Below are 25258 nucleotides of genomic sequence, written 5' to 3' on the forward strand. Positions count from 1 at the left end.
AGACTTCAACCACACGAGGGCGTGATGACCACTACAGAGCGACACCCCATTCGCGGCGCGGAAGCGGCAGCGAAGCAGGTTTCCCCATCCACCGCACCGAAGAAACGCAAGCGGATCAGTACCGCGGAGAAGAAGCGGCGCCGTGCTGGCTGGCTGATGATCACGCCATCCGTGATCCACGTGGGACTGTGGACGCTGATCCCCGTCATCGCGACCTTCTATCTTTCGTTCACTGACTACGGCATCTTCGAAGCGCCGAAGTGGATCTGGTTCGACAACTACGTCGAAATGTTCAACGACGCCGTCTTCATGCAGTCCATCGGCAATACCGTTTGGTACACGTTCTGGACAGTGCCCGTATCAATGGCTGTCGCAGTCGTCGTGGCAGTGCTGCTCAACCAGGGCTTCAAACTACAAAAGTTTTATCGCACCGCCTTCTTCCTGCCGCAGGTCACCGCTACCGTCGCCATCGCGATGGTGTGGCTGTGGATCTTCAACCCGCAGTACGGTCTGCTCAACGCCATGCTCGAAACGCTGGGCATTCCCGGTCAAGCCTGGCTCGTCGACCCGCAGTGGGCGCTCCCGGCAGTGATCTTGGTAGGCGCTTGGCAGGGCATCGGTATCAAGATGCTCATCTACATTGCGGCGCTGCAGAACATTGACGAATCGCTCTATGAGGCAGCATCGCTCGACGGCGCATCCTCCATTCGCAAGTTTTTCAGCATCACCGTTCCCATGCTCAAGCCGGCCACGTTCTTCGTCTTCATCATCTCGATCATCGGCGCCTTCCAAGTGTTCGACCAGATCTACGTGCTCACCGACGGAGGGCCTGCCAACGCCACGACGATGATGACCTACGAGGTATACCGCTCGGCGTTCCAAGAATTCCGCATGGGAATGGCATCCGCTCAGTCGGTCGTGCTCTTTGCCTTCCTTCTCTTTGTCACTCTCATTAGCCGTCGCGTCACCAAAGAAGAGGACTAGTGATGACTCTCCCTACTATCAAGGCCCTCGCGATCAGCGAGCAGGTCACGGTCGTGCCGCGCAAGCGGTGGTTCCACCACGCGAAGGGTCGGCAAGCGGCGCTCATCAATGTGGCGCTCATCCTTGGCTCGGTCACGATGCTCGTGCCGTTCCTGTGGATGGTGCTCACGAGCCTCAAATCGCCGGCCGAGCTGGCACAGTTTCCGCCCACGTTCTTTCCGCAAGAGTGGATGTTCAGCAACTACGCGGCGACTCTGGATGCTGCGCCGTTCGGCCTGTACTTTCGCAACAGCTTTGTGATCGCCACCACTCACACCCTCATCACTGTCGTGTTGGGTTCAATGGCGGGTTATGCGTTGGCCCGCATTTACTTCAAGGGTCGGGAGGCGATCTTCCTCGCTTTTATCGCGATGCTGATGATCCCCACCTACACGAAGATCGTTCCGCAGTTCTTGCTCGTGAAGTTCATGCCGCTGTTCGGGGGCAACGACATTCTCGGTCAGGGCGGTAGCGGTTGGCTGGACACGTGGTGGGCACTCATCATTCCTGGTGGGCTGAGCGCATCCGCCATCTTCCTCTTCCGTCAGTTCTATTTGTCACTGCCGAAGGACTTGGAAGAGGCAGCGCGTATTGATGGCCTGGGCGAGTTCCGCATCTTCGCCCAGATCTACACGCCGCTCATCAAGCCAGCGATCGCGACCGTCGGGCTGCTGACGTTCCAAGAGAGCTGGAACAACTTCTTGTGGCCTTTGCTCGTCACCACCAGCAGCGACCTTCGCGTGATTCAGGTCGGGCTCGCGGTGTTCCAGCAGCTCGACAACACGCAGTGGCAGTACCTGATGGCCGGAACCACGATGGCGACCGTACCGATGGTGGTGCTGTTCATCTTCGCCCAGAAGTACTTCATTCAGGGTTTCACCAACGCTGGCATCAAGTAGCCGCATTGCTCGGCCGCCGCTACCGAGAGCGGCCCAGCACGAACTTTCGATTGATCAACACCCAACCAATAGATAGGCACGGTACATAGACATGAGTATTGACCTCACCGGACGACGCGCACTCGTTACAGGAGCAGGAGCGGGAATCGGCGCGGCCATCGCCAAGGCACTGGCGGCAGCAGGAGCTGACGTCGTGGTGCACTACGCGAACAGTGAAGCGGGAGCCACCGCAGTCAAGGAAGAGATCGAAGCGGGCGGGCATCGTGCGCTCGCTGTGCAGGCTGACCTCACCGACTCGGCGCAGGCAACAAAGTTGGTGGATGCCGCAGTCGAGTTCCTTGGTGGCCTCGACATCCTCGTCAACAACGCCGGTCACTTGGTGGGTCGCGCCACAATCACCGAGACCACGGATGAGCGCTGGAACGAAGTCATGGATGTAAACATCGCGAGCACCTTCTTCACTACTCGCCAGGCCCTCCCGGCGCTCGCCGAGTCGGAGCACGGCCGCATCATCACGATGGCGTCGCTCGCCGCTGAAAACGGTGGCGGTGCTGGATCGGTCGTTTACGCGACCTCGAAGGCTGCCGTTGTCGGCTTCACTCGTGCCCTCGCTAAGGAGATCGCCGGCAAGAAGATCACGGTCAACGCTGTTGCTCCTGGCTTCATCGGCGAGACCGCCTTCCACGAGACCTTCACTCCGGGCGAAGCTCAGAAGAACATCGTCGCGGGCATCCCGCTTGGTCGCGCCGGCACCGCTGGCGACGTTGCTGACGTTGCTCTGTTCCTGGCATCCGACCTCTCGTCGTATGTCACGGGCCAAGTTGTCGACATCAACGGAGGACTCAACTTCCGATGAGTTCAGTTCCGCAGCAGCCGGGCGGGTGGTGGCATGACTATGTCTGCCCCACCCACGGCATCGAGTTGGGTGTCCGCGAGGGCAACGAGTTTCTGTGCAGCTACGGCTGTCGCCTCACGGGCGACAAGGTCGAAGCGGCGTGGCTCGCGCTTGAACATCAAGCCCTGGCTCGGGCCGCCCGGGTTGCTGCGCGACGGTTCGCGTTGCACGGAGACGCCGCCGATCGGGCACGGGCCGTCGAGCTCGTTCTCGACTATTCGGCACTGTATGTGCAGATCTCAGCGGGTGGCTGGAGCGACAAGAGCGAATCGTGGATGCTGCGCGGCAAGCTCTTTGCTCAGGCACTGTCTGAGGCGCAGTGGGCCGTCGGTTTCGCTGATGCCATCATCACGCTCGGACCAATCCCGGAACTTCAGGAGTCGACCGATCTCAGACTCACCCTCGATGGTCTCGGAGAGACGCTGGCCGAGTCGCGCCGCATCCTCGTGGAGGATCGCAACGATCAGCGCAGCAACTACACCGCATGGCTGGATGCCGCCGCTCGGCTCATCGCGCTAGCCCGCGAGTCGCTGGGTGGCGAGCCTGTTGTCGCACACTTCGAGACCGCGATCGTGGATCACCTGCAGCTCGCCGTGCGTTCTGACGGCTGGGAGTGGGAGGCATCCACCTACTATCACGTGTTCGTTTTGCGGGCCTATCTTCTGGGTTTGCGCGGGCTCGACCCGCAGCAGGTTGCGACTGAGGTTGCCGATACTTTGCGCCGCATGATCGACGTGTTGGTGTCGATCGCGGCCCCCGATGGATTTTTGCCCGCGCTGCACGACGGCCCCTACGACCGGGTCGCGATGCACCGCGAAGTGTTGGAGATCTGCACCCTGAGTGCCCAGCTCTTCAGCGACACCGGCCTCGCGACTGTGCAGTCGTGGGTCGTCGAAAGGCTTGGTGCTGACCACGACGGTCTCGAGTGGATGCTCGATGGCTGGTTCGTGGGAGCACCGCTTGACCGCGCACCGGTGGTGGTCGGTTCGCGAGCATTCGAGGATGCCGGGTATGTCGTGTTGCGTGATTCACGCAATCGCATGGTCGGCATCCTCGATGCTGGACCGCACGGCGGAGCCCATGGTCACTTCGACAAGCTCGCGCTCTATCTCTATGGGGATGGCCTGCGTTGGCAGCCAGCCCCGGCAGTTCCTCCGTACGGGCACGCACTGCGTCATTCCTATTACGCGCGCACGATCGCGCATCCGACGGTGCGCGTTGACGGCGCCGACCAGGTCGAATCGACCGCCGAAATCACCGCGTGGGATGCTGCAACTTCCCGCGTCACGGCCGTGACGACGACCGCGATCGAGGGCGTGCGCTTGAGCCGCACGGTGCAGCTCTCCGACGGATTGCTGGTGGATGTCGTGCACGTCACGTGCTATGACGGCGCACCGCACACGATTGCGCTTGGCCTTCGCCCTGCCGTCGATTTCAGCGTCAGAGTTGTCGGCAACTCGTGGAATTCGACTTGGGGTGCTGGTGCGAGAGCAGCTGGTTCGCCCGCGGGTGCGCACGCCAAAACTGGCGAGCAGGCTCAGCCGGCGCTGAGCGGTTGGCACTGGGCCTCCGGCGAAAGCACGCTCGACCTGCATGCGGGTCGCGGACCCTCCGACGATCCGAGCCGGCTCCAAGAAATCGGCGACTGGGTGACGACGGCTCCGGCCGCGACTTTCGTGAGCGTTTACAGCTTCGATCCCGACGCCACCATCGACTCCATTGAGACCCATATTTCCGATACCGCTGTGGTGATTGAGATCGCCGCCGCTGACCACGACACTTCCCGAATAGAGGTAGCACTGTGACCACCCCCATGCTGATTGGTAGCCGCGAAGCTGAGCTGCGGAGCGCGCTCGATGGCCCCTTGAGCGCGCAGTTCCGTCGCCTGCTCGAGGAGTGTGAGCGTGCGAAGTGGATGGAACTTCCGCAGGAACACCCGCTGGCATCCATCACTTATTTCGGGCCAGGCTCGGCGAACCTTGCGCTCGCCTACCGCCTGACCGGGCAAGAGGCCTACCTCGAAGAGTTGCGTCGTTGGCTGGCACCGCCGCTGTCGTTCCCGCACTGGGGCAAGGCGAACCTGCCCGACCATGACCTCGATGCTGGCTGGATTCTGCACGGGCTCTCGCTCGCGTACTCGTGGGCCGGTGACGCGCTGCGCCCCGAAGAGAAGCAGGCGCTCGAAGACAAACTGCTGTTGCAGGGGCAGCGCATGTATGAGTTCGCTGTGGAGAAAGAGGGCGGATGGTGGTCGTCGTCGTACTGGCAGAACCACAACTGGATTTGCTACGCCGGCCTCGCCACCGCCGGGTATGCGCTGCAAGAGAAGTACCCCGAAGCTAAGGCGTGGACCGAGCGCGCGAAAGACAACTTCGGCAAGGTTCTCGACTCACTTCCCGACGACGGTTCCAACAATGAGGGTGTCGTCTACTGGCGCTACGGAGTGCCGTGGATCGCCAGCTACCTTGACGTCCTCCGCGATCAGGAGGGCCTCGACTGGTTCAATCGCGGCACCTACTTGAAGGAGACCTTCTGGTACCGCCTCTACCAAGCGGCTCCCGACATGGAGCGGATCGTCGATCACGGTGACTGCCACGACCGCCGCAGCGGGCATCCGGTCGCTCTGTATTACAAGCTGGCTGCCGAATACCGCATTCCGCAGGCGCAGTGGTTGGCCAACAAGGTGTCGACCGAGTTCTATTGGCGCGAAGCCTACGAGAGTGGAGTGCGGCCCGGCGTTCGCCCCGAGGCGTACCAAGAGCTGCTGTGGTTCGACCCCAGCGTCGAGGCTGCTGGCCCCGAAACGCTTCCGCCGAGCAAGTACTTCGAAGACCTTGGCCTTGTTGTTGGTCGCACGTCGTGGGACGAGCAGGCGGCACTCGTGTCGTTCAAGGCGTCACCCGGCGGCGGCCACAAGGCGTGGAACCAGTCGCACCGTCAGCGCGAGCAGAACGGCTGGGTCACGCTGAACGCGGGACACCACCACCCCGACTCGGGCAGCTTCGTCTTCTTGGGCCACGGCTCGTACCTTGCGATCGACGAAGGGTATTCGTCGCGCAAGCTCACCGAGCACCACAACTCGATCCTTATCGACGGCAACGGTTTTGTGAATGAAGACCGCTACCACGTGTTCGAAGAGCTGGCCGAGGAGTTCACCGCCGAGATCCTCACGACCACGATCAAGGATGGTTGGACGCACGCCGTCAGCGAGTCATCCGCGATGTATGACCGGGACCTCGGTGTCACTCGGGTGCGCCGCCATCTCGTGCTGACGCCCGGCGGCAATCTCGTGATCGCCGACGACCTCGCCGCCGACGAACCCCGCACCTGGACCTGGCTGCTGCAAACCGACAACGCGCCGGTCGCCGTCAGCGACAAGCGGTGGCGAGCGGATGCCGGACACGGTGTGATGCCGATCGCTGCGCTCGACGACAACCCCACCAGCGAAATCGTCGAAACCTTCGTGCATGCCAACCCCACGTCATCCACGCCGAGTTTGGCGATCAGCAAGAAGCAGCACACGCTCAAGCGGCTGAGCGAGCCGACCATGAGCGCTCGGTTCGTGACCGTGCTGGAGTCGCGAAACTGGGATGACACCGCACCCGCGACCATCCGTTACGACGTCGCAGCGGGCGGGGTACGTGTGGAGATCGAGCGCGACGGAGTGACCGAAACCGTATCGTTGGGCTTTGATGGCGACGCTCCCACTCTGGGCGCAACTGCTGTCATTGGCGAAGGATTCCAAGGAAGCACGAACGCGCGACGATGAGCCAGCGACCGCAGCGACCGCAGGGCACGAGGCGGTCTCCCCGCTGGGAGACCACTCTGCTCGGTGCGCTCGCGTACCCGGGAAACATCTTCCTGGGGTCGCTTGCGGTGCTCATTTTGTCGCTCGGGATCATCACGGTGCTGCCGGCCGCGATTGCGCTCGCTCGCGCCTTCGCGGTCTGGAATGTCGCGAACGACGACAAAGTCTTCACGAACACCTTCCGGCAGTTTCGGGAAACGTGGCGGCGCACGCTGGGCCTCGGCGCCATCGCGACCGTCGTCTTCGCGATCTTGGTGGCCGATGGCATCTTCCTCGCGGCGCAACTGACGAGCACCGGCGATCCACTGGCGCTCATGTTCGCCGCCGCCGTGATGCCGATCGCTGCGGCCGTGGGCATGTTCGCCGTCGCGCTCACGGCAGCCGCGACGCTCTCCACCGAAGCGGATGCCCGCACCTGGGCACGGGAGGGATTCGTACTGATGCTGCAGCATCCGCGTCGCTCGCTGCTCGTGTTCTTCACGCTGACGGTCACCATCGTGGCCTCGGTGCTGGTGCCGAGCCTCGCGCCATTCGTGGCGATCGCGCTGCCGGTCTACGTGGGCGTGCGGGCCTGGGGCCCGAAGCCTCCCGTCAACGACGAACAGGATTAGGGGAGTGGCGAAACGCCCGCCGATCTCGTTTGCGCTGAAGGTTCTCTATGGCGACACCTTCACGATGGCCGTCGGCTTCTACATGCTCGTGCCGTTGCTGGCGTACCACTTTTTGCAAGATCTGACCCTAACGATTGCGGTCGTCGCAGCCCTCACCGCGCTGCGCACGGCAGCCCAAAACGGGATGATGCCGATCGCCGGGTGGGTTGCTGACCGCATCAACTTTCGCCGCGCCATCCTGATCGGGGTGCTGGTTCGGGCTTCGGGATTTGCGATGTTGGGCACGGTCGATTCGGTGCCGTTGCTCGTGGTGGCGTCGATTCTGACGGGGCTCGGCGGCGCGCTTTTTCACCCGGCGAGTTACTCGGCCTATGCGGCTCTCACGACGGGCGCCGACCGGGTGCGGGTGTATTCGACGCGCGAGGTCGTGAGCAACGTCGGCTTCATTGTTGGCCCGATCATCGGCGGTTTTCTCGCCGGCGCAGACTTTGCTTTTGTGAGTTTGTCGGCGGCCGGGATGTTCGTGATCGCGTTCATCATCAGCGCCTTCGGGTTGCCGCACCCGAGCGACGAAGAGCGGGCCCGCACGCCTCCGCGCTTGAGGGTGGCCTTCGCGGATGCCGCATTCCTGCGGTACTGCGCGCTCGTTGCGGGTACCGCGGTGCTCATCGCCCAGTTCTATCTCGTGATCCCGTTCCGGGCTGCCGAGTTCACCTCGGGGCCCTCCGACCTCGGCTTCATCTATTCGGGCGCCGCCGTGGTCATGGTGATCACGATGCTGCCGCTCACCGGTGCCGCTAACCGTTTCCTGCCCGACCGCATCACGCTCGCCGGCGCAACCGCATGCTTGGGCGTAGGCGTCGGGCTCATGGGGCTGTCGACGAATCTGGTCGGGATGCTCGTCGGCGTCGCCGTGTTCATCGTCGGTCAAATGTTGGTGCAGCCCGTGCTCAACGCCACCGTGTCGCGCTTCGCCCCCGACGGTTCCGTCGCGAGCTATTTCGGAGTGCAGGGTCTCGCGAACGCGATCGGTGGCGCGGTGGGTAGCGGCTCGGCCGGTGTGATTTACGCGCTCGCCGACTCCGGTGACCCCGGAGCCGAATGGGTGTGGCTGACATATCCCGCCTGGGCGATCCTCGTCGCCATCATGTTCGTCATCTTTGGGCCGCGGGCGGCGCGAATGCCGCTCTGACGCGAACCAGGCGGGGGCGCTTTAGCGGCGGCCGCGCTCCACGAGCTTGCGCTCGCGCATTGCGAGGAACAACGGGAAGGTGAACGCGAAGGCCGTGATGCCTGACAGCACAATGTAGAGCCAGGCCCGCTTCATCCCGAGCCTGCGTGCTTCGATGATGATCAAGATGCTGCCCGCAACAGCCACGACGAGAAGGTCGACGCCGAGTGAGTTCACGGCGGGGCCGCTGCCGAACCAATCGCCCAAGAAGTTGCTCATCTGCATGATGGCGAGGGCGTTGAAGACCCAGGTTCCGACGAGCCCCACGATGGACAGCACCGCAAAGGTGATTGCTGTTGCGTTCCAGTGGCGCAGCAGTGCGGGACGGTCGGCGGATGACGCGGTGGCTTCAGTCATGGAACCAGTGTGCACCCGCGCATCCGTCGTCGACAGTGGGCGTGCCGTTGACAGTGGGCGTGCCGTTGGCAGTGACTACATTCCGTCGCGGCCACACACTCGGCAGACGCTAAGCCCACGCCGCCAGTATGGTCGGATGACGAAGACACCTGCGGCTAACGATTCGACCGGGCACGGCACACGGAGCGGGCAGAGCGAGGAGATCGAGGTCGCATCGGTGCGAGACTCGAACACCCCTGATGAAGTCTCCCGTGCCAGCCGCATCGGCCGCCGAATTGGGCGCATCGCTCTCGGAGCCTCGCTCGTGTTTGCTGGCATCGGCCACCTCACGTTCGCGCGCGAAGACTTTCAGGCGCAAGTGCCGGATTGGCAACCGTTTGACCAAGACTTTGTGGTCGTGGCATCCGGTGTTGTCGAAATTGCGCTCGGCAGTGCGCTGATCTTTGCCAAGAAGTACCGCCCGCACGTGGGCTGGGTTGCCGCTGCGTTCTTCATCGCGATCTACCCCGGCAACATCTCCCAGCTCGTGAATCAGGTCGATTCGCTCGGTCTCGACACCGATCTCAAACGGTGGATTCGGATGCCGTTCCAACCCGTGCTCGTTCTCTGGGCCCTCTGGTCGACCGGAGCGTGGCGCGCGTGGCGTGCCGCCCGCCGCAACGACGGTCGAAACCTCGGTGCGTGATAGCTTCACTCCATGAGCGGAGTCGCCGAATGAGCAGAGTTGCGGCAGTCGCCCCGGTGGTGCCCGAATACAGTTACACGCAAGCCGAAATGACGGGCATGCTCGCGCCGCTGTTGGCCGAGAATTCCCGCCATCAGGCCGTAATCGAGCGGATGCATGGCGCTAGCGGCATCGACCGCCGCCACATGGCCCTTCCGCTCGAGCGGTACCCCGAGCTGGGCAGTTTTCGCGAGACGAACGATGAGTTCATCCGCGTCTCGACCGAGCTGCTGGAGCGTGCACTGACCACGGCGCTCGCGGATGCCGGCCTCGCCCCAAGCGATGTCGACTTCGTCTTCTTCACCTCCGTCACCGGCATCTCGGCGCCGTCGATCGACGCGCTGCTGATCCCGCGGCTGGGGCTACGCCCCGACGTGAAACGGGTTCCTTCGTTCGGCCTCGGCTGTTTGGCGGGGGCCGCGGGCTTGGCCCGCGTGCATGACTATTTGGTCGGGCATCCGGATGAGGTCGGCGTACTGCTGAGCGTCGAACTCTGCTCGCTCACTCTGCAACGCGACGATCACACCATGGCCAATTTCGTCGCCACCGGCCTTTTCGGCGACGGCGCCGCGGCGGTCGTGATGGTGGGGGAGAACCGCAGCGAGCCGGGCCCGCGCGTGATCGACACCCGCAGCACGTTCGTCGCGGACAGTCACGACGTGATCGGCTGGAACGTGGGTGGTACCGGTTTCGAGATCGTACTGAGCGCGGGCGTCGCCGACGTGATTCAGAACAACTTCCCGGGCGAGGTCAGCGGCTTTCTGCGCCGCAACGGTCTGACGATCGCCGACATCGATACTTGGATTGCGCATCCGGGCGGCCCGCGCGTGCTCGAAGCATTCGAGAGTGCGCTCGGGCTTGAGCGCAGCGACCTACAGAGCAGTTGGGATTGCCTCGCTCGCGTCGGCAACCTGTCCTCGGCGGCCGTGCTGCATGTGCTGGCAGATGCTCTGCACGCCGATCCGGCGCCAGCCCCCGGCAGTCACGCTCTTGCCTTCGCTCTCGGCCCGGGAGTGAGCGCCGAATTCGTCCTCTTGGAGTGGTGAGTATGACCGTCATTGCCTACATCGCCCTCATCGTAGGCACGAGCATGGAGCGCCTCTATGAGCTGCGCATCTCCAAGCGCAATGCCGCCGCAGCGTTTGAGCGCGGCGGTCGTGAGTATGGGCAGAAGCATTTTCCGTGGATGGTGGCCCTGCACACCGGGCTGCTGATCGCGTGCGTCGTCGAAGTGATCGTGGCCGATCGCCCCTTCCTGTTGTGGCTCGGAATCCCCATGCTCGTGATCACACTCTTGAGCCAGGCCGCGCGCTACTGGATCATCAACTCGCTCGGCGCCCAGTGGAACACCCGCGTGATCGTGGTGCCCGGAGCCGGCCGCGTGCAGAACCGAGGCCCGTACAAGCTGACGTGGTTGCCGCATCCCAACTATCTGGTTGTCGCGATCGAGGGGATCGCATTGCCGCTCGTGCACACCGCGTGGGTCACCGCGATTGTCTTCACCGTGCTGAATGCGGTGCTGTTGCTGGCGTTCCGCATCCCGACCGAAAACCGGGCCCTGCGCGAACTGACGCCATGAGTGCGGCGGGCGAGGATGCGGTTGCTGCCGGTGCGGCCGATGATGTTGTGGCAGAACCGAGCGCTTCGCCGGTCGTCGACGTCATCGTCGTTGGTGGCGGGCCTATCGGTCTCGCCGCTGCAATCAACGCGCGGATGCACGGCCTCACTGCCCTCGTGATCGAACCCCGCGCTGGCACGATCGACAAAGCCTGCGGCGAGGGAGTCATGCCGGGCGCCGTCACCGAACTCGCCGCCCTCGGGGTCTACCCACACGGGTGCAGGATCGCGGGCATCAGCTATCAGGACGGCACCCGCACAGCCGAACACCGCTTCGCTTCGGATGCCGCGCTCGGCGTTCGTCGCACCGAACTGCACCGGGCACTCACCGAACGTGCGGTTGAGCTCGGCGTCGAGTTCGAGCACGGCAAGGTTGAGGCGATCGAGCAAGAGGATGACGGTGAGTCGGGCGGCGCCAAAGCGAGCGCGGTATCCGCGCACCTCGCTGACGGTCGCACCATCGAGGGCCGGTGGATGCTTGGCTGCGATGGCCTGCACTCCACGGTGCGTGAGCTGGTTGGCCTGGCCGCGCGCCCTCGCCGCGTGAGGCGACGGGATTCTCGGCGGTTCGGCATCCGGCAGCACTTTGAGGTTGCTCCGTGGACTGATCTCGTGGAGGTGCATTGGGCGCGGACCGCTGAGCTGTATGTCACGCCGGTGAGCGATACCGAGGTGGGTGTTGCCGTGTTGGGCCCGCGGGGAACGTCGTTCGAGGAGGCCCTGGCGAGTGTGCCGGCGCTCGCCGAACGACTGCGCGGGGCTACGCCGGCGTCGAGCGTGCGGGGTGCTGGCCCGTTGTTGCAGAACACGACCGGGCAGCGCGCGGGCCGAGTGCTGCTCGTGGGCGACGCCGCTGGCTATGTCGATGCGATCACGGGGGAAGGCATCCGCTTAGGGCTGGCGGAAGCGCGCGCCGCCATCGAGTGCATCGTTGCCGGTGAACCCGAACGCTACGAACGCGAGTGGCGTCGAGTGACCCGCGACTTTCGGATGCTCACCACCGGGCTCGTGGCGGCCGCGAACTCACCGCTGCGCCGAGCCATCGTGCCGTTCGCCGCGCGATTGCCCGGCGTTTACGGCCGCGTTGTGGAGAGCCTCGCCCGCTAGCTAGGAAGAAGCAGCGGCAGCAACTCTTCTGCCTTCGACACCACAGCGAGCGATCCGTCGGATTCGCCAGGGTTGCCATAACCCCAGTCGACATAGATCGTGGGGATGTTGTGCTCGGCTGCGCCCTCGATGTCGTAGAAGCGGTCACCGATCATCACCGGGTTGCTCACGTCGGCACCGATCATCGTCAGGCGCGTAAGCGCTTCGGCCACGATGTCTTTCTTGGCGCTGCGAATCTCATCGATCGAGGCGCCAGCCATCACGCGGAAGTACTGCGTGAGGTTCGCGTGATCCAGAATCACGGATGCCGGAAACTCGGGCTTCGAGGTTGCCAGCGACAGCGGAATGCCGGTCGCGTGCAGCGTCTTCAGCACCTCGGGCATGCCGGGGAAGATGTCGCTCCCACTGGCGTTGTTGCCCTCCATGTAGTGGCGGCGGTAGATCGAGAGTGCCTGCGCTGCTTCAACGGGCGTGAACCCAGCGCGGTCACGGAACGAGTCAACGATCGGCGGGCCAACATACGCGCGCAGCTCGTCAGCGGAGGGCACGGGGTAGCCCATCTCCTCAAACATGTACGCGAGCGACGCCGTGATTCCGGGCGCCGAGTCAGCGATCGTGCCGTCAAGGTCAACGAGAATGCAAGTCCAGTTATTAGCCATTTGTTACCAGCCTAAGGCGTGCGCCTGAAGACTAGAACAATCGCATGTTGGGGTCGTCGAGGCCGCGCATCTCGTCGTAATCCAACAGCACACAGCGGATGCCGCGGTCCTTCGCGAGCGTGCGTGCCTGTGGCTTGATTTCCTGGGCCGCAAAAATGCCGGTCACCGGAGCCAGCAGCGGGTCGCGGTTCATCAGTTCGAGGTAGCGCGTCAGCTGCTCGACGCCGTCAATGTCGCCACGACGCTTGAGCTCCACGGCAACGCTCGCGCCCTTCTCATCGGTCGCGAGGATATCGACAGGCCCGATGGCAGTCATGTATTCGCGGCGTACGAGGCGGTAGCCGTCACCCAAAATATCGATGTGTTCGGCCAGGAGCTTCTGCAGGTGAGCCTCGACGCCATCCTTTTGCAGTCCGGGGTCGACGCCCAGTTCGTGGCTGGAGTCGTGCAGGATTTCGTGAATCGAGACGATGAGCATGTCGGCCGACTTGGTGTGGGCGACTTTCCAGATCTCGGTGACTCCGGCATCCGACTGCTCAGCTTCGGGCTCAAGGGTGGAAAGCACGCAGGGCGGGCTCATCCAGTTGAGCGGCTTGTACGAGAGCGCATCGGAGTGCACGAGCACACTGCCGTCGGCCTTCAGCAACAGCAGTCGCGTCGCGAGGGGCAGGTGGGCACTGAGACGTCCGGCGTAATCAACGGAGCATTTGGCTATGACAAGTCGCACCCGATGAGCCTAACGGTGTGCGGCAGGCGGTGCTATTTGCTGCCGCGTTATTTGCTGGGGCGCTTGCGCTTGCGCTTGAACTTGCCCAAGCCGCGACGATCGTTCTCCCGCTGGGCCTCTTCGATCTGCTCGGGAGTGATCACGAAGTGCATTTCTGTCGTCGCGATACTGACGGCCGCGGATGTTGGACCAGGCGACGAGAAGTCGATGTAGGTGTACGCGTGGCGGCCTGCCAACTCGCGGGCGTACGGCGAAAGCAGCCCGGAAATAATCGCGAGAACGACGATGAGTAGCAGCGCGTTCAGCACACCGACTTGGTCGCTCAGCACACCAATCATGGGCGGTCCGATGAGGGTTGAAGCATACGCAATCGTCGCGACGGCGGTGACTCTGGCGGTGGCGCGCTTGGGGTCGTCGGCGGCGGCCGAGATTCCCACGGGGAAACCGAGCGCAGCACCCGCGCCCCACAGTGCGGTGCCTACAACGGCGAGCCAGACAGCAGGCGAGAAGATGACGAGAAGCAGACCGGCAGCAGCCAGTCCGGCGGATGCCCGCAGCACGGGCACACGGCCAAAGCGGTCAAGGGCGCGAACTCCGAAAAAGCGGGTGGCGGTCATTGCTGTCACGAAGACACCGAAGATGAGGGTGCCGAAGGCGTTGGAAATTTCGTAGCCATCAACCATGGCGAGAGCGAGCCAGTCGATCGCCGAGCCTTCAGCGAAGGCCATGCCCAGCACGATGATCCCGATCAGGATGGTGCGGGGCTCAAGCCACACACTCTTGAGTTTCGGCGCCGTCAGCTCTCCGGCGGCGATCTTTATCTCGACGGTGTTCGGTGGGGGATCCGCCAGGCGCTCCGGAAGGATGAACGCGGAAACGACGAGTGCGGTGATCAGCACGATTATCGACACCACGATCAGGTGGGTGGCGAGAGGAACGTGCAGGGCTTCCGCCGCGGCTCCGAACCCAGCCCCGGCCATCGTTCCGAGACTGTAAAAACCGTGCAGGGTTGGCATGCTCGAGCGACCGAGCAGGCGTTCATTGGCGGTGCCCGACAGGTTGATGGCAACGTCGTACGTGCTGAAAGCTAAGCCGAACACGGCGAGCGAAATTACCGCGCCAAAGAAGCTTCCGACGAGCCCGATGATGATCGCGGTGGCCGCTAGGGACGCGACAAACAGCAGAACGCACGCCCGCACCACGATGCGAGCGCCGAACCGTTCGACGAGCTTGCCGGCAACGACGAGCCCCAAGAGCGACCCGATGGCGAGCCCAAACAGCAGCACGCCGATTTCGGAATGACTGGCATCAAAGGTGTCGCGAACGGTCGGGATGCGACCAACCCAACTGGCAAAGGAAAAGCCAGCGAGAGCGAAGAGTGTTGCAATCGCATTGCGCCACGAAAGCACTTGGTGGGTGGTGAGGCCGTGGGGAAGAGATGGTGGTGTGGCGGCCGAGTCAGAGGCTGTCATCAGTTAAGTGTAGGCCTATCCACTGGTCTTCGATTCGCAGCTAATCCTTGTAAAGAACGCTCTAGGCTGGGGTGCATGAGTGCCGAATCGTCATTGCCTTCCGGAATTGCCGTCAACGATCTTGATGAGAAGGTGCGCCCTCAAGACGATCTCTTTCGCCATGTGAATGGCGCCTGGATTGACCGCACCGAGATCCCCTCAGACAAGGCTCGCTACGGCTCCTTCATGGTCCTCGCGGAAGAAGCCGAAGAGGCTGTGCGCGACATCATCATCGAATCGCAGTCCGCTGAGCCTGGCACCGAAGCACGCAAGGTCGGCGACCTCTACGCCAGCTTCCTTGACGAGGCGCGTGCCGACGAACTCGGCGCCACCCCCATCGCACCGCAGCTCGCAGAAGCCGCCGTCGTCGACTCCATCCCCACTTTGCTGAGCACTCTCGGTCGCCTCGAACGTGGCGGCACGAGCGGGTTCTTCCAACTCTTCGTCGACAACGACCCCGGCAACCCCGAGCGCTACCTCGTCTTCCTCGAGCAGGGCGGCCTCGGCCTTCCCGACGAGTCGTACTACCGCGAAGAAAAGTTCGCCGAAATCCTCGCCAAGTACGAAACCTTTATTGAGCGGATGCTCACGCTCGCCGGTCTCGATGCTCCGGCTGAGCGCGCCGCCCGCATCGTCGCCCTCGAAACCGAGATCGCGTCGAAGCACTGGGATAACGTCGCCAACCGCGACAGCGAAAAGACCTACAACCCGATGACGTGGCAGTCTGCCAATGACCTCACGGGCGCGATCGACTTGAACGTGTGGCTCGACGCCATCGATGTTCCCGCCCACGCCTTCGACGAGGTTGTTGTGCGTCAACCCAGCTTCGCCGAAGGGCTTGAGGCGGTGCTGAGCGACGACCACCTGCAGGCGTGGCGTGACTGGTTGTCGTGGCAGGTTATTCGCACCAACGCCGCCTACCTGTCGAGTGATTTCGTTGAAGCCAACTTCGACTTCTACGGCCGCACGCTATCGGGCACGCCCCAACTTCGTGCCCGCTGGAAGCGGGGCGTCTCGCTGGTCGAAGGAGTGCTGGGCGAAGCCGTCGGCAAGATCTACGTTGAGCGCCACTTCCCGCCGACGGCCAAAGCGGCGATGGATGTACTCGTCGCTAACCTCGTTGAGGCTTACCGTCAGTCGATCACTGAGCTCGAATGGATGAGCCCAACGACGCGTGAGCGTGCTCTCGAGAAGCTTGACAAGTTCACCCCCAAGATTGGTTTCCCCGCCAAGTGGCGTGACTACTCCACGCTCGAGATCAGCGCGGATGATCTCGCGGGCAACGTGCGGGCAGCTAATGAGTTCGAGTTCCAGCGTGAGCTCGGCAAGATTGGCAAAGAGCTCGACCGCGACGAGTGGTTCATGACTCCCCAAACCATCAATGCGTATTACAACCCCGGCTTCAACGAGATCGTGTTCCCCGCCGCCATCCTGCAGTACCCGTTCTTTGACGAGGGAAGGGATGACGCCGCCAACTACGCGGCCATCGGTGCCGTCATCGGGCACGAGATTGGCCACGGTTTCGATGACCAAGGTTCCAAATACGATGGCGACGGTCGCCTCATTGATTGGTGGACTCCCGAAGATAAGGCGGCGTTCGAAGAGCGCACTAAATCGCTCATCGCCCAGTACGACGCTCTCGCTCCGGCGCAGGTTCCCGAGCATCACGTCAATGGTTCACTCACCATTGGTGAGAACATTGGCGACCTTGGTGGGCTCGCAATCGCATGGAAGGCCTACCAAATTTCTCTCGACGGAGCCGAGGCTCCCGTGATCGACGGCCTCACTGGCGCCCAGCGATTCTTCATGTCCTGGGCTCAAGCGTGGCAACAAAAGGGTCGTGACGAAGAGGTGATTCGCTTGCTAGCAATCGACCCTCATTCGCCCAACGAGTTCCGCTGCAACCAAATTGTTCGCAATCTTGACGCGTTCTATGAGACATTTAGTGTTACGAAATCCGATTCGTTGTGGCTGGACCCGAAAGATCGCGTCACTATTTGGTAGAGATCGAGCAAACCCGAGAACGCCGGAATCGCATTCGCACCCCCCGAGTTGCGAAGCATGCCGGAACTGGAGAAGTGCCCAACTTCACCAGTACCTTTGCCGCGCTTGGAAAACTGAAGCTTTCCGACCGCAGCGTGCGAGTGTCCGCCAGCGCTGTTGATATCAACACGGGCAAGACGATCCTCAGCATCGACGATCGGGTAGAGCTCCCCACCGCCAGCATCGGCAAAATTCTGCTGCTCATCGAAGTAGCGGCGCGATTCGATAGCCGAGACTTTGCGCCCTACGGCATCCTCGACAAAGTTCCCGGAGCCTCCGTTGGCGCCGCCGGGCTGTGGCAGCACTTGCAAGCACCATCGCTTCCGGTGGCGGACTTGGCTGCCCTCGTCGGTGCAACCAGCGACAACCTGGCGACCAATATTTTGCTTCGCCAGATCGGTTTGGATGCTGTGCGCGCCCGCACCGAATCCCTTGGCCTCACCAAGACAGCACTCCTCGATCTCGTGCGCGACACTCGCGGTCCCGACGATGCACCCCAGCTTTCCGTCGGATCCGCCATCGAACTCAGCTGGCTATTCGGTGCCCTCGCCCGTGGCGAAATTGTGAACTCGATCGCCAGCCAACGCGTGCTCGGTTGGCTCTCGCTCAACACCGATCTGTCGCTCGTGGCGAGTGCGTTCGGGCTTGATCCCCTGGCTCACCGGGGAGCAGACCACAACACGCTGCTGGTCAACAAGACCGGAATCGACCAGGGAGTGCGAGCGGAAGCGGGCGCCCTCAGAGGCAACAAGCGCGCAGTCGCGTATGCGGCATCCATCCAATTTGATGACGTCAACCTTCGTTCACGCCTGCGCGTGATTGAAGCGATGCGCACCTTCGGCCTCGACCTGCTGGAGTACGTGCACTAAGCAGCACTTCGTGGCTAGCGACTGAAGCGTGCTTTAAGCCGGGAGAAGATTCCCTCTTTCGAAGCTTCAGGCTCAGGCATCCGAATCACATCTGCGGTCGTATCGACGGTGTGAGTCAACAAACCCATTAGTTCAAAGGTGGAGACTAAGCGGCGCGCTTCGTCTTCGGGAACGTGTGCGAGTGACGCGAGCTCGGTGATCGTGAGGTAGGCGGCGCCCAGCATTGCCGTCATGCTCATCTGGTCAGTGGTGTGCGTGAGCGTGGTGAGGTTTGGCCAGCGACGCAGTTTGAAGCGAGCGCCTGAAAGGCTCAGGGGGTCGAACGACTCGGGCTGAGCCTGAGTGCCGATGAGCCAAATCAGAGGCTCCCAGTCGCGGCCAGCTTCATCGTGGTGAATCGCGAGCGGTCGAGCAACGGTCTCGACGTCGCCGTCGGTGGTCGTTTCAGAGAGTTTCTCAAGAGGTTGAGCCCACCAGTACACGCCCCCGCGGGGATCAATGACGAGAGTGGGAGCATCGGCAAAGCGAAGTTCCACGAGCGGTTCCGCGGCAGAGTGAACGGCTTCGGTGATGGCGCGGTTGAGCGCATTCCAGGTGGCTGCGGGCAGAACGATATCAACACTGCTAGCGGGGCCCGTGCGGCGCTTGCCGGCCGCGCGCGCACCGGAGGCGGCATCCGCTGGAGTGTTGTCGTCGTCGATCGGAGTGACGTTGAGGATCTGTGCCGTGGCGCGCTGGGGTCCCGCAGCATTTGCTTCCGTCGTTGAAGCGGCTGAGAACGGGACAGGAGCGGTGGCTGTAGTGGTGGTGGTGGTGCCGGCCATGGCGGGCATCGCCGAGTCCATGGAGGCGCTCGCGTTCGCATGATCGCGGGCGCTCTTGCGTGGGGCCGGGTGAATGATGAGCACGTCGGGGTCCGCGGCAGTGGCGGGAGCGCTGACGTTGAACTGTTCTTCATCGACCGTGACGTTGAGCGGTGTTGGCTCGCTGTCGAGGGCTGAGACGTGCTCGGTCCAGGCGGTGGCATCCCACCAGCGAAGCTGCAGAGCGCCAAGCGGGTCGCGGTACCACCCTGCGGGGATACTGGTGCCGTCGGTCATGATGTTTCTTTCTGAGCGGTGAAGCCTGCTGTGGCGGTCATCGGATGACCGCCACAGCGAGTGGATTTTTAGAGGCCGAGGCTGGAGTCGGCGGTCTTGACGTTGATACGTGCAAGCGCGAGGTTCGACTTCGCCTTGTCGAGCACGAAGTAGATGAAGACCTCGGGGTTCGATGACAGCGGGCGGATGATGTGGTACTGGCTTGAGAGCGTGATGAGGATGTCATCGATGGAGTCCTTGAGGCCGAGAGCCTTCATGGTCTTGAGCTTCGCGCGCACTACCTCGGTGTTACCGGCTGCTGCTGCGTCGAGGTCGATGCCGCTTCCAGCGCTTCCGAGCAGCATGCCCGAGCCGCTGTCGACAACAGCGGCGGCCATGGCGCCATCGGTCTCGAGAAGGGCTGCGAGGGTTTCAGTGATGTTTGACATTATGTTCTCCGTTTGAGGTGTCGGGTTGGTGATACGTCGATGTGATGCTGGTTAAGCAATGAGCTCGGCCATGCGTCGCGCGGCAATGCGTGCGATCGAGAGGCCTTTGCCCAAAGTTTCATGAGTGTCGAACAGTGCGGCGAGCACGATGGGGTGCCCTTGCACGCGCAGCTGGATGACATGGCCGAGTTCGGATGCGATGATCACGTACTCGTTGGTGCCGATTTTCAGTTCGTGGGCGACAGCATCGCTGAGTGCTTGCACTGAGCTGGACATGCTGGCGAAGCGTCCGCCATCCGCGTGGGTTCCATTGAGGTGAACGATCTCGAAGCCATCATCGGTGAGCAGCGAGGCAAAGGTGAGTGAGCTCGCGAGATCTTGCATTTCGGCAAGGGTGCGGTTGCCGGCTTCGATGTGGACGGGGTTCAGGTGCGATGCAATAGCGGCGACGGGCGCAGGGGTGAGGTTCATTAGATGTTCTCGGAGATCGGTGTCGGGGCAGGTGCAAGGAGTTCACGCATTTCGACGCTGGCGACGAGGGTGAGCAGCAGGGTGCGCATCTCTTCGGCATTGCGAGGGTCGACGGTGAATACGGGAATCAATTGGTCGGGAGACGCAGCGGTGAGCGCGGCCGAGTAGTCGGCAACGCTGGGTGTTTCGGAAACATCAGACTTGGTGACACCGATGACAACCGCGCCGCGGGCGTGAAGTTCACGGAAGTCGTTGAGGTATTCCAGAAGCAGCGCGACAGAGTCTGGCGCATCGTTATTGATGAGAAGAAGTAGACCACGTGCGCGGCCGGCCAAAATTGACCACATGAAATCGAAGCGCTTTTGCCCCGGAACTCCGTAGAGGCGAACCTTCGTGACATCGTCGATGGTGATCTCGCCGTAGTCAAGAGCCACCGTAGTGGTCTCTTTATCCGCTGTCTCGCGATCGGTGTTGGTAGCCTCGGTCGACACCACAGCGATTTCGCTCAGACTGCGAATAGCGGTCGTCTTGCCGGAGCCCATGGGGCCAGCAAACAAAACGACGTGCTCAGACATAGATCTCTTTCGGTTGGTTAGTACTTCGGAGCGAACGCCTCATTCGATGGGCGTGCGAATACCGCTAAACGATCAGGCGTCGTGTGCGGCGTTAATAGAATCGGTGCTGCCCAAAATCTTCACGAGTCCCCACTCGGGGGTCGCGAGAACGGAACCCGCAGAAAACTGCACCAGAACGTTCTGTCTGTCCCCATCACTGGGTGTAAGTTTTACCCGAAAAACGGGGTACCCAGCGGGCGGCAGGGTGGTGCGAGGTCTCTACTTGTGCGGGTGGACTGCCCATTCGCGGTCGAGAATCGCGTAAATACCGGTGTCTGCCCACGCGCCCTTGAACCACATATCTTCCACGTGATGTGCTTCATGCCGCATGCCAAGCGCGAGACACAAGCGAACGGAATCGTCGTTTCGGGGATCCAAATTGGCGAAAACCCGGTGCAGCTTCAGGGCGTCGAAAGCGAGATCGAGCAGAGCGGATGCTGCCTCCCGGGCATAGCCCTTGCCCTGGAAGTCGGGATGCAGAGCCCACCCGATCTCGGCATTCGAATCCTCAGCACTCTCGATCTTGAAATACAGGGTTCCGATCATCACGGAGCGGCGCTCGCGGTGGTGAGCTGTGGGCTCAGCGCCCGCCGCAACGGGAGGAACAGCATCCGGTAGTTCAATGGCCAGCTGCACGTAATCGTCAGTCTCCGCGAGCACTTCGTTCGCTGTCCACTCGGTGATCTTCTCGATTATCGTGGCGCGGTCGCGGGGCTCGTAAAGCATGTAGGTAGTGAGCTCGGGGTCTGACTGCTGCGCGTGCAGGTCGTCGATATCGTGCTCGCTGGGCGTGAGGCGGCGCAACACGAGGCGCTCGGTGTGCAGGGGAGCTGTTGACTCATACGGTTTCATGCGAGCCCCTCATCGTTGTGGGTGGTGCCGAAGGCCAGTATCGCGGCCCGACGCTAAGCCGTGTGCGGTCGCGCCTGAGCGTCGCTCGCCCGTGCCGTGCGCTCGACCGGGATGTTGTAGAGCGCCGAGAGGGCAGCATCAAACTCTGCGACGCGGCCGTCAGCCGCGAACTCGCGAGCGCGCACGGACGGGCCGTGGAGGAGGACTCCGCCGAGGTGGCGCAGGGCCGAAATGGTTTCGTCGCCGGCCCCGCGGGCGGTGGCGCGAGCAATTTCCGCCTCAAGGAGGGCGAAGTGGTGCTTGCGAAGAGCAACGATGGCTGGCTCCGCCTGGCTTTCGGCAGCGAATTCGTGGGCGGCCGTGCGAACCAGGTCGCGAGCATCCGCATGCGCGTTCAGTTCTTCGAGCGGTGCGTGCAGGCTGATGGTTTCGAGGTCGAGCAGGTCAACGCCGTCGAGCTGGCCAACCGCGGGGTCAACGTTGCGGGGGAGACCAAGGTCGAGCACGAGGCACTTGCTGGCGGCCGAGAAGCGCTCGGTGCCGAGCACGGCGCTGGCAGTACACGTGACGATGACGTCAACGTCGAAGTCTTCGCTGGGGGTGAGGCCGTGCTTGAGGGCGAAGGCGGCGTCGCGGCCCGAGGGGGAGAAGACGCGCAAGTCGAGTGCACCCTTGTCGCGCAGAGCGTTGACGGTCGTGACGGCGTAGCGGCCGGTGCCGACGACGAGAACACTCGCGGTTGACCAGTCGGCGACGCGGCTCGAGGCGAGTTCGAGCGCGAGGCGCACGAGGGACTTGCCAGCCCCGCCGATGGCCGTGTTGTTCTTGATGCCGCGACTCGTGTGAGTGGCGCGCTGAAAGAGGCGCTCGAGGTCGCGGGTAGTGGTGCCATCTTTGCGCGCCTGATCGAGAGCGCGGCTGACCTGCCCCGAGATTTCGGCTTCACCGATCACGACGGACTCAAGACCCGAGGTCACCGCAAAGAGGTGAGCTGCGGCATCCGCCCCCTCATGAACGGCGATGGAGGAATGAAGAGTGTCGACGCTAAGGCCGGTGCGTTCGCTCAGTGATTCGAGCAGCGAGCAGACCGTGATGGCCGTGGCGGCGGTGAGAGGTTCTTCGACATCGAGGTAGGCCTCGAAGCGATTGCAGGTGGCAACCAGAACGGCTCCGGCCACGAAATCATTGTGCGTAACAAGGTCGACGGTGGCCGCCGGGGCGACCTCAGACAGACTTTCGAGTACGTCTAAGCTCGCGTTGCGATGATTCGAGCTAAGACACAGGAGCACGACCTAATGTTAACCCGTGACTTTGAATTCTGACCACCCACTTCTCGACGGCCGCACAGCTAACTCGCCTATCATCCGGGCCTATCGCGGCGATCGCCCCGAAACCACTCCCGTCTGGTTTATGCGCCAGGCCGGCCGCTCTCTTCCCGAGTACCGCAAGCTGCGTGAGGGCAACGAAATGCTCGAGGCGTGCCTGACGCCCGACCTCGCGAGCGAGATCACGATGCAGCCGGTGCGTCGCCACAATGTCGACGCCGCCATCTTCTTTAGCGACATTGTTATCCCGGCCAAACTTGCCGGTGTTGAGGTCGAGATCGTTCCCGGCCGTGGCCCTGTCTTTGCCAACCCCATTCGTACGGCGGCGGATGTCGCCAAGCTGCACCCGATCGACCCTGCTGCGTTTGCGCCGATCCGTGAGGCTGTCGCGCAAACCGTTGCTCAGCTCGGAACCACCCCGCTCATCGGTTTCGCTGGAGCACCATTCACTCTTGCGTCGTACATGGTCGAGGGTGGCCCGAGCAAAGACCAGCAGCGTGCGCGCACGCTTATGTATTCCGACCCGCAGACCTGGGCAAACTTGCTCAACTGGTGCGCGGATGTCGCTGGCGAATTCTTGATCGCCCAGGTTGAGGCTGGCGCTTCTGCCGTGCAACTCTTCGACTCCTGGGTCGGCTCGCTCTCGGAGCAGCAGTACGTGCGCCGGGTGGCCCCGCACTCCAAGCGTGTTCTCTCGCACTTGCGTGGCTACGACGTGCCGAAGGTTCACTTTGGTGTCGGCAGCGGCGAAGTGTTGCAGGCCATGCACGGCATTGGCGCCGACGTGATGGGTGTTGACTGGCGCATCCCGCTCGATGAGGCCGACCGTCGCCTTGGTGGCGGAGTGCCGCTGCAGGGCAACATCGACCCCGCGCTGCTTGGCGCACCGTGGCATGTGCTCGAAGCGCACGTGCGCGATGTCATGAACCGCGGCCGCGTTGCCCCAGCTCACGTGGTGAACCTCGGCCACGGTGTTGGCCCCGACACTGACCCGGATGTGCTCACCAAAATTGTGGAGCTCGTTCACGAGGAAGGTTAGTGAGCGTGAGCACGACAGAATTCACCGTCGTCGGCGGCGGCATCGCAGGGCTTGTCACTGCGCGCCGCCTCGCGATGGCTGGCCGAACCGTGCGCCTCATTGAGGCAAGCGATCATCTGGGCGGCACCGTGGCATCCCACCTTGTTGGCGGTATCAATTTGGATGCCGGAGCCGAAAGCTTCGCCACCCGCGGCGATACTGTGGCCGACCTCGCTCGCGAGCTGGGCCTTGGCGACGACATCGTTTCGCCGGGCGACGAAGGTGCTTGGCTGCAGCCCGTGGATGGCGCGGCCCTCCCGTTGCCCAGCACCGGCATTTTGGGCATTCCGGCGACACCGCTCGACGCTCAGACGATTGCGGTTCTGGGTATGGGCGGCGCTCTGCGCGCCCAACTCGATTCGTTAATTCCGTGGTTCGGAAAGCGCACCGATGTTTCGCTCGGTGCTCTCGTTCGTCGCCGCATGGGCAAGGCCGTTGTCGAGAAACTGGTCGCCCCTGTCGTGCACGGCGTGTACTCGCTGCACCCCGACGATCTTCCGCTCGACCGCGTTGCAACGCTCAAGGAACGCCTCGCCCTGCACGGGTCGCTGGCGGCAGCGGTGCGTTCGATGCGTGGCGCGATGCCGGCCGGAACAGCGGTTCAGGGCATCCGGGGCGGAATCAATCGCCTCGTCACTGAGTTGGCCGCCGATCTGAAGACCTACGGGGTTGTTGTCGAGCTCGACCGGCGCATTGAGAGTGCCGACGAGCTTGCGGCACTCGACGGCACCGTCATTGTGGCAGCCCCCGGCATCCTTGCCCCGGTTCGTGGCCGCACCGTCACGCTCGCAACCCTCGTGCTTGATGCGCCCGCGTTGGATGCCGAACCCCGCGGTTCAGGAGTGCTCGTCGCCCCCGGCTGCACCGCCGTTTCCGCTCGCGCACTCACCCATGCGACGGCGAAATGGCAGTGGCTGAAAGAGCAGGCGGATGGCCGCCACGTCGTGCGCCTCTCGTACAACGAGGTGCCGGCCGGAGAGTTTGCCGACGTCGCTCGTCGCGATGCCGAAGTGCTGCTCGGGGTTTCGCTGCCGCCAGAGTCCGTTATCGATTTTGCTCGTCGCGAATGGGTTCGCCCGGCCGCGCTCGCCGCCGCTGAGCGCACGGATGGCGTAGTCGTTGTCGGCGAAACCGTCGGCGGAACCGGGTTGGCTGGCATCGTCACGCACGCCAATGCCACGGTCGATCGACTGCTGGCGCTCGCGGCCGAGGAACCTGCCGAGGAGCCCGCCGAGGAGCCTGCCACCGAAGCAGCCACCGAGGCCGATGACGCCACTCAAGAGGTAAGCTAGTTAGGTTCACCTAACTC

The 25258-nt window shown here is 62.9% G+C and carries 25 protein-coding genes; 15 read left to right on the forward strand and 10 right to left on the reverse strand.

The features are described from left to right. The first annotated feature begins 24 nt into the window (after window positions 1–24). From I6E52_RS08810 to I6E52_RS08840, 7 genes are all read left to right on the forward strand, one after another. A complete protein-coding gene (locus I6E52_RS08810; RefSeq protein ID WP_197156410.1) occupies window positions 25–984 on the forward strand; it encodes a carbohydrate ABC transporter permease in 960 nt (319 codons plus the stop codon). Between the two features lie 2 nt (window positions 985–986). Continuing rightward, on the forward strand, window positions 987–1922 hold the full coding sequence (locus I6E52_RS08815) for a carbohydrate ABC transporter permease (RefSeq protein ID WP_231601803.1): 936 nt from the start codon (window positions 987–989) through the stop codon (window positions 1920–1922). Between the two features lie 91 nt (window positions 1923–2013). Beyond that, window positions 2014–2778: an SDR family NAD(P)-dependent oxidoreductase gene (locus I6E52_RS08820; protein WP_197106917.1), complete on the forward strand. Its 765-nt coding sequence runs from the start codon at window positions 2014–2016 to the stop codon at window positions 2776–2778. Further along, entirely contained in the window at window positions 2775–4622 is a 1848-nt protein-coding gene (locus tag I6E52_RS08825; RefSeq protein ID WP_197156414.1) for a heparinase II/III family protein, read from the forward strand. Before I6E52_RS08820 ends, I6E52_RS08825 begins: the two co-directional genes overlap by 4 nt. Then, entirely contained in the window at window positions 4619–6586 is a 1968-nt protein-coding gene (locus I6E52_RS08830; RefSeq protein ID WP_307842459.1) for a DUF4962 domain-containing protein, read from the forward strand. Before I6E52_RS08825 ends, I6E52_RS08830 begins: the two co-directional genes overlap by 4 nt. Next, window positions 6583–7236, forward strand: a complete 654-nt coding sequence (locus I6E52_RS08835; protein ID WP_197156416.1) for a DUF624 domain-containing protein — start codon at window positions 6583–6585, stop codon at window positions 7234–7236. Before I6E52_RS08830 ends, I6E52_RS08835 begins: the two co-directional genes overlap by 4 nt. Window positions 7237–7240: 4 nt before the next feature. After that, a complete protein-coding gene (locus tag I6E52_RS08840; protein WP_197156419.1) occupies window positions 7241–8428 on the forward strand; it encodes an MFS transporter in 1188 nt (395 codons plus the stop codon). Window positions 8429–8449: 21 nt separating this feature from the next. On the opposite strand, the gene I6E52_RS08845 is transcribed toward I6E52_RS08840, so the two are convergent. Next, on the reverse strand, window positions 8450–8824 hold the full coding sequence (locus I6E52_RS08845) for a DUF2834 domain-containing protein (protein ID WP_197156421.1): 375 nt from the start codon (window positions 8822–8824) through the stop codon (window positions 8450–8452). A gap of 136 nt (window positions 8825–8960) precedes the next feature. Between I6E52_RS08845 and I6E52_RS08850 the strand changes: the two genes are divergently transcribed. Genes I6E52_RS08850 through I6E52_RS08865 form a run of 4 tightly spaced genes read left to right on the forward strand, consistent with a single transcriptional unit; the run spans window position 8961 to window position 12272 of the window. After that, entirely contained in the window at window positions 8961–9509 is a 549-nt protein-coding gene (locus I6E52_RS08850) for a DoxX family membrane protein (RefSeq protein WP_197156423.1), read from the forward strand. A 29-nt stretch (window positions 9510–9538) separates the two neighbouring features. Further along, the gene (locus I6E52_RS08855) at window positions 9539–10594 is read left to right on the forward strand and encodes a type III polyketide synthase (RefSeq protein ID WP_197156425.1); all 1056 of its coding nucleotides are present in this window, start codon (window positions 9539–9541) and stop codon (window positions 10592–10594) included. A gap of 2 nt (window positions 10595–10596) precedes the next feature. Beyond that, entirely contained in the window at window positions 10597–11127 is a 531-nt protein-coding gene (locus tag I6E52_RS08860; RefSeq protein WP_197109147.1) for an isoprenylcysteine carboxyl methyltransferase family protein, read from the forward strand. Then, window positions 11124–12272 carry an NAD(P)/FAD-dependent oxidoreductase gene (locus I6E52_RS08865; RefSeq protein ID WP_231601804.1) on the forward strand — a complete coding sequence of 383 codons (1149 nt, stop codon included), beginning with the start codon at window positions 11124–11126 and terminating at the stop codon, window positions 12270–12272. Before I6E52_RS08860 ends, I6E52_RS08865 begins: the two co-directional genes overlap by 4 nt. On the opposite strand, the gene I6E52_RS08870 is transcribed toward I6E52_RS08865, so the two are convergent. The 3 genes from I6E52_RS08870 to I6E52_RS08880 are packed head-to-tail and all read right to left on the reverse strand — an operon-like array spanning window position 12269 to window position 15130. After that, the gene (locus I6E52_RS08870) at window positions 12269–12931 is read right to left on the reverse strand and encodes an HAD hydrolase-like protein (RefSeq protein WP_197156427.1); all 663 of its coding nucleotides are present in this window, start codon (window positions 12929–12931) and stop codon (window positions 12269–12271) included. The two genes, I6E52_RS08865 and I6E52_RS08870, sit on opposite strands and share 4 nt — an antisense overlap. 31 nt (window positions 12932–12962) lie before the next feature. Further along, window positions 12963–13658, reverse strand: coding sequence for an endonuclease NucS (gene nucS / locus I6E52_RS08875; RefSeq protein ID WP_197156429.1), 696 nt, complete (start codon window positions 13656–13658; stop codon window positions 12963–12965). A 47-nt stretch (window positions 13659–13705) separates the two neighbouring features. Next, window positions 13706–15130: an MFS transporter gene (locus I6E52_RS08880; RefSeq protein WP_197156431.1), complete on the reverse strand. Its 1425-nt coding sequence runs from the start codon at window positions 15128–15130 to the stop codon at window positions 13706–13708. A gap of 75 nt (window positions 15131–15205) precedes the next feature. On the opposite strand from I6E52_RS08880, the gene I6E52_RS08885 reads away from it, so the two are divergent. Further along, a complete protein-coding gene (locus I6E52_RS08885; RefSeq protein WP_197156433.1) occupies window positions 15206–17173 on the forward strand; it encodes a M13 family metallopeptidase in 1968 nt (655 codons plus the stop codon). Further along, complete coding sequence (locus I6E52_RS08890) at window positions 17167–18081, forward strand: serine hydrolase (RefSeq protein ID WP_197156435.1); 915 nt, start codon at window positions 17167–17169, stop codon at window positions 18079–18081. Before I6E52_RS08885 ends, I6E52_RS08890 begins: the two co-directional genes overlap by 7 nt. A gap of 14 nt (window positions 18082–18095) precedes the next feature. Here I6E52_RS08890 and I6E52_RS08895 read toward each other — a convergent pair whose 3' ends face one another. From I6E52_RS08895 to I6E52_RS08920, 6 genes are all read right to left on the reverse strand, one after another. Continuing rightward, window positions 18096–19181, reverse strand: coding sequence for a DUF2510 domain-containing protein (locus I6E52_RS08895; RefSeq protein WP_197156437.1), 1086 nt, complete (start codon window positions 19179–19181; stop codon window positions 18096–18098). Window positions 19182–19249: 68 nt separating this feature from the next. After that, window positions 19250–19609, reverse strand: a complete 360-nt coding sequence (locus I6E52_RS08900; RefSeq protein WP_197156439.1) for a hypothetical protein — start codon at window positions 19607–19609, stop codon at window positions 19250–19252. A gap of 51 nt (window positions 19610–19660) precedes the next feature. After that, a complete protein-coding gene (locus I6E52_RS08905) occupies window positions 19661–20080 on the reverse strand; it encodes a roadblock/LC7 domain-containing protein (RefSeq protein ID WP_197122185.1) in 420 nt (139 codons plus the stop codon). Continuing rightward, window positions 20080–20655: an ATP/GTP-binding protein gene (locus I6E52_RS08910; RefSeq protein ID WP_197122182.1), complete on the reverse strand. Its 576-nt coding sequence runs from the start codon at window positions 20653–20655 to the stop codon at window positions 20080–20082. The genes I6E52_RS08905 and I6E52_RS08910 overlap by 1 nt, the downstream gene beginning before the upstream one ends. A gap of 258 nt (window positions 20656–20913) precedes the next feature. After that, window positions 20914–21546: a GNAT family N-acetyltransferase gene (locus tag I6E52_RS08915; RefSeq protein WP_197156441.1), complete on the reverse strand. Its 633-nt coding sequence runs from the start codon at window positions 21544–21546 to the stop codon at window positions 20914–20916. A gap of 53 nt (window positions 21547–21599) precedes the next feature. Beyond that, window positions 21600–22835, reverse strand: a complete 1236-nt coding sequence (locus tag I6E52_RS08920; protein WP_197156443.1) for a glutamyl-tRNA reductase — start codon at window positions 22833–22835, stop codon at window positions 21600–21602. A gap of 16 nt (window positions 22836–22851) precedes the next feature. Here I6E52_RS08920 and hemE point away from each other — a divergent pair, with 16 nt between their 5' ends. Both hemE and I6E52_RS08930 read left to right on the forward strand, forming a co-directional pair. Beyond that, the gene (gene hemE, locus I6E52_RS08925; RefSeq protein WP_197122175.1) at window positions 22852–23910 is read left to right on the forward strand and encodes a uroporphyrinogen decarboxylase; all 1059 of its coding nucleotides are present in this window, start codon (window positions 22852–22854) and stop codon (window positions 23908–23910) included. A gap of 5 nt (window positions 23911–23915) precedes the next feature. After that, window positions 23916–25241, forward strand: coding sequence for an FAD-dependent oxidoreductase (locus tag I6E52_RS08930; RefSeq protein WP_307842462.1), 1326 nt, complete (start codon window positions 23916–23918; stop codon window positions 25239–25241). Window positions 25242–25258 lie beyond the last annotated feature (17 nt).

The sequence above is a fragment of the Salinibacterium sp. NG253 genome (assembly GCF_015864945.1).
Taxonomy (GTDB): domain Bacteria; phylum Actinomycetota; class Actinomycetes; order Actinomycetales; family Microbacteriaceae; genus Rhodoglobus.

Bases quoted from the DNA above. Each gene is read 5' to 3' on its own strand.
- I6E52_RS08810 (WP_197156410.1), top strand. From the start codon at position 25: ATGACCACTACAGAGCGACACCCCATTCGCGGCGCGGAAGCGGCAGCG.
- I6E52_RS08815 (WP_231601803.1), top strand. From the start codon at position 987: ATGACTCTCCCTACTATCAAGGCCCTCGCGATCAGCGAGCAGGTCACG.
- I6E52_RS08820 (WP_197106917.1), top strand. From the start codon at position 2,014: ATGAGTATTGACCTCACCGGACGACGCGCACTCGTTACAGGAGCAGGA.
- I6E52_RS08825 (WP_197156414.1), top strand. From the start codon at position 2,775: ATGAGTTCAGTTCCGCAGCAGCCGGGCGGGTGGTGGCATGACTATGTC.
- I6E52_RS08835 (WP_197156416.1), top strand. From the start codon at position 6,583: ATGAGCCAGCGACCGCAGCGACCGCAGGGCACGAGGCGGTCTCCCCGC.
- I6E52_RS08845 (WP_197156421.1), bottom strand. From the start codon at position 8,824: ATGACTGAAGCCACCGCGTCATCCGCCGACCGTCCCGCACTGCTGCGC.
- I6E52_RS08850 (WP_197156423.1), top strand. From the start codon at position 8,961: ATGACGAAGACACCTGCGGCTAACGATTCGACCGGGCACGGCACACGG.
- I6E52_RS08855 (WP_197156425.1), top strand. From the start codon at position 9,539: ATGAGCAGAGTTGCGGCAGTCGCCCCGGTGGTGCCCGAATACAGTTAC.
- I6E52_RS08860 (WP_197109147.1), top strand. From the start codon at position 10,597: ATGACCGTCATTGCCTACATCGCCCTCATCGTAGGCACGAGCATGGAG.
- I6E52_RS08865 (WP_231601804.1), top strand. From the start codon at position 11,124: ATGAGTGCGGCGGGCGAGGATGCGGTTGCTGCCGGTGCGGCCGATGAT.
- I6E52_RS08870 (WP_197156427.1), bottom strand. From the start codon at position 12,931: ATGGCTAATAACTGGACTTGCATTCTCGTTGACCTTGACGGCACGATC.
- I6E52_RS08880 (WP_197156431.1), bottom strand. From the start codon at position 15,130: ATGACAGCCTCTGACTCGGCCGCCACACCACCATCTCTTCCCCACGGC.
- I6E52_RS08885 (WP_197156433.1), top strand. From the start codon at position 15,206: ATGAGTGCCGAATCGTCATTGCCTTCCGGAATTGCCGTCAACGATCTT.
- I6E52_RS08895 (WP_197156437.1), bottom strand. From the start codon at position 19,181: ATGACCGACGGCACCAGTATCCCCGCAGGGTGGTACCGCGACCCGCTT.
- I6E52_RS08900 (WP_197156439.1), bottom strand. From the start codon at position 19,609: ATGTCAAACATCACTGAAACCCTCGCAGCCCTTCTCGAGACCGATGGC.
- I6E52_RS08905 (WP_197122185.1), bottom strand. From the start codon at position 20,080: ATGAACCTCACCCCTGCGCCCGTCGCCGCTATTGCATCGCACCTGAAC.
- I6E52_RS08910 (WP_197122182.1), bottom strand. From the start codon at position 20,655: ATGTCTGAGCACGTCGTTTTGTTTGCTGGCCCCATGGGCTCCGGCAAG.
- I6E52_RS08915 (WP_197156441.1), bottom strand. From the start codon at position 21,546: ATGAAACCGTATGAGTCAACAGCTCCCCTGCACACCGAGCGCCTCGTG.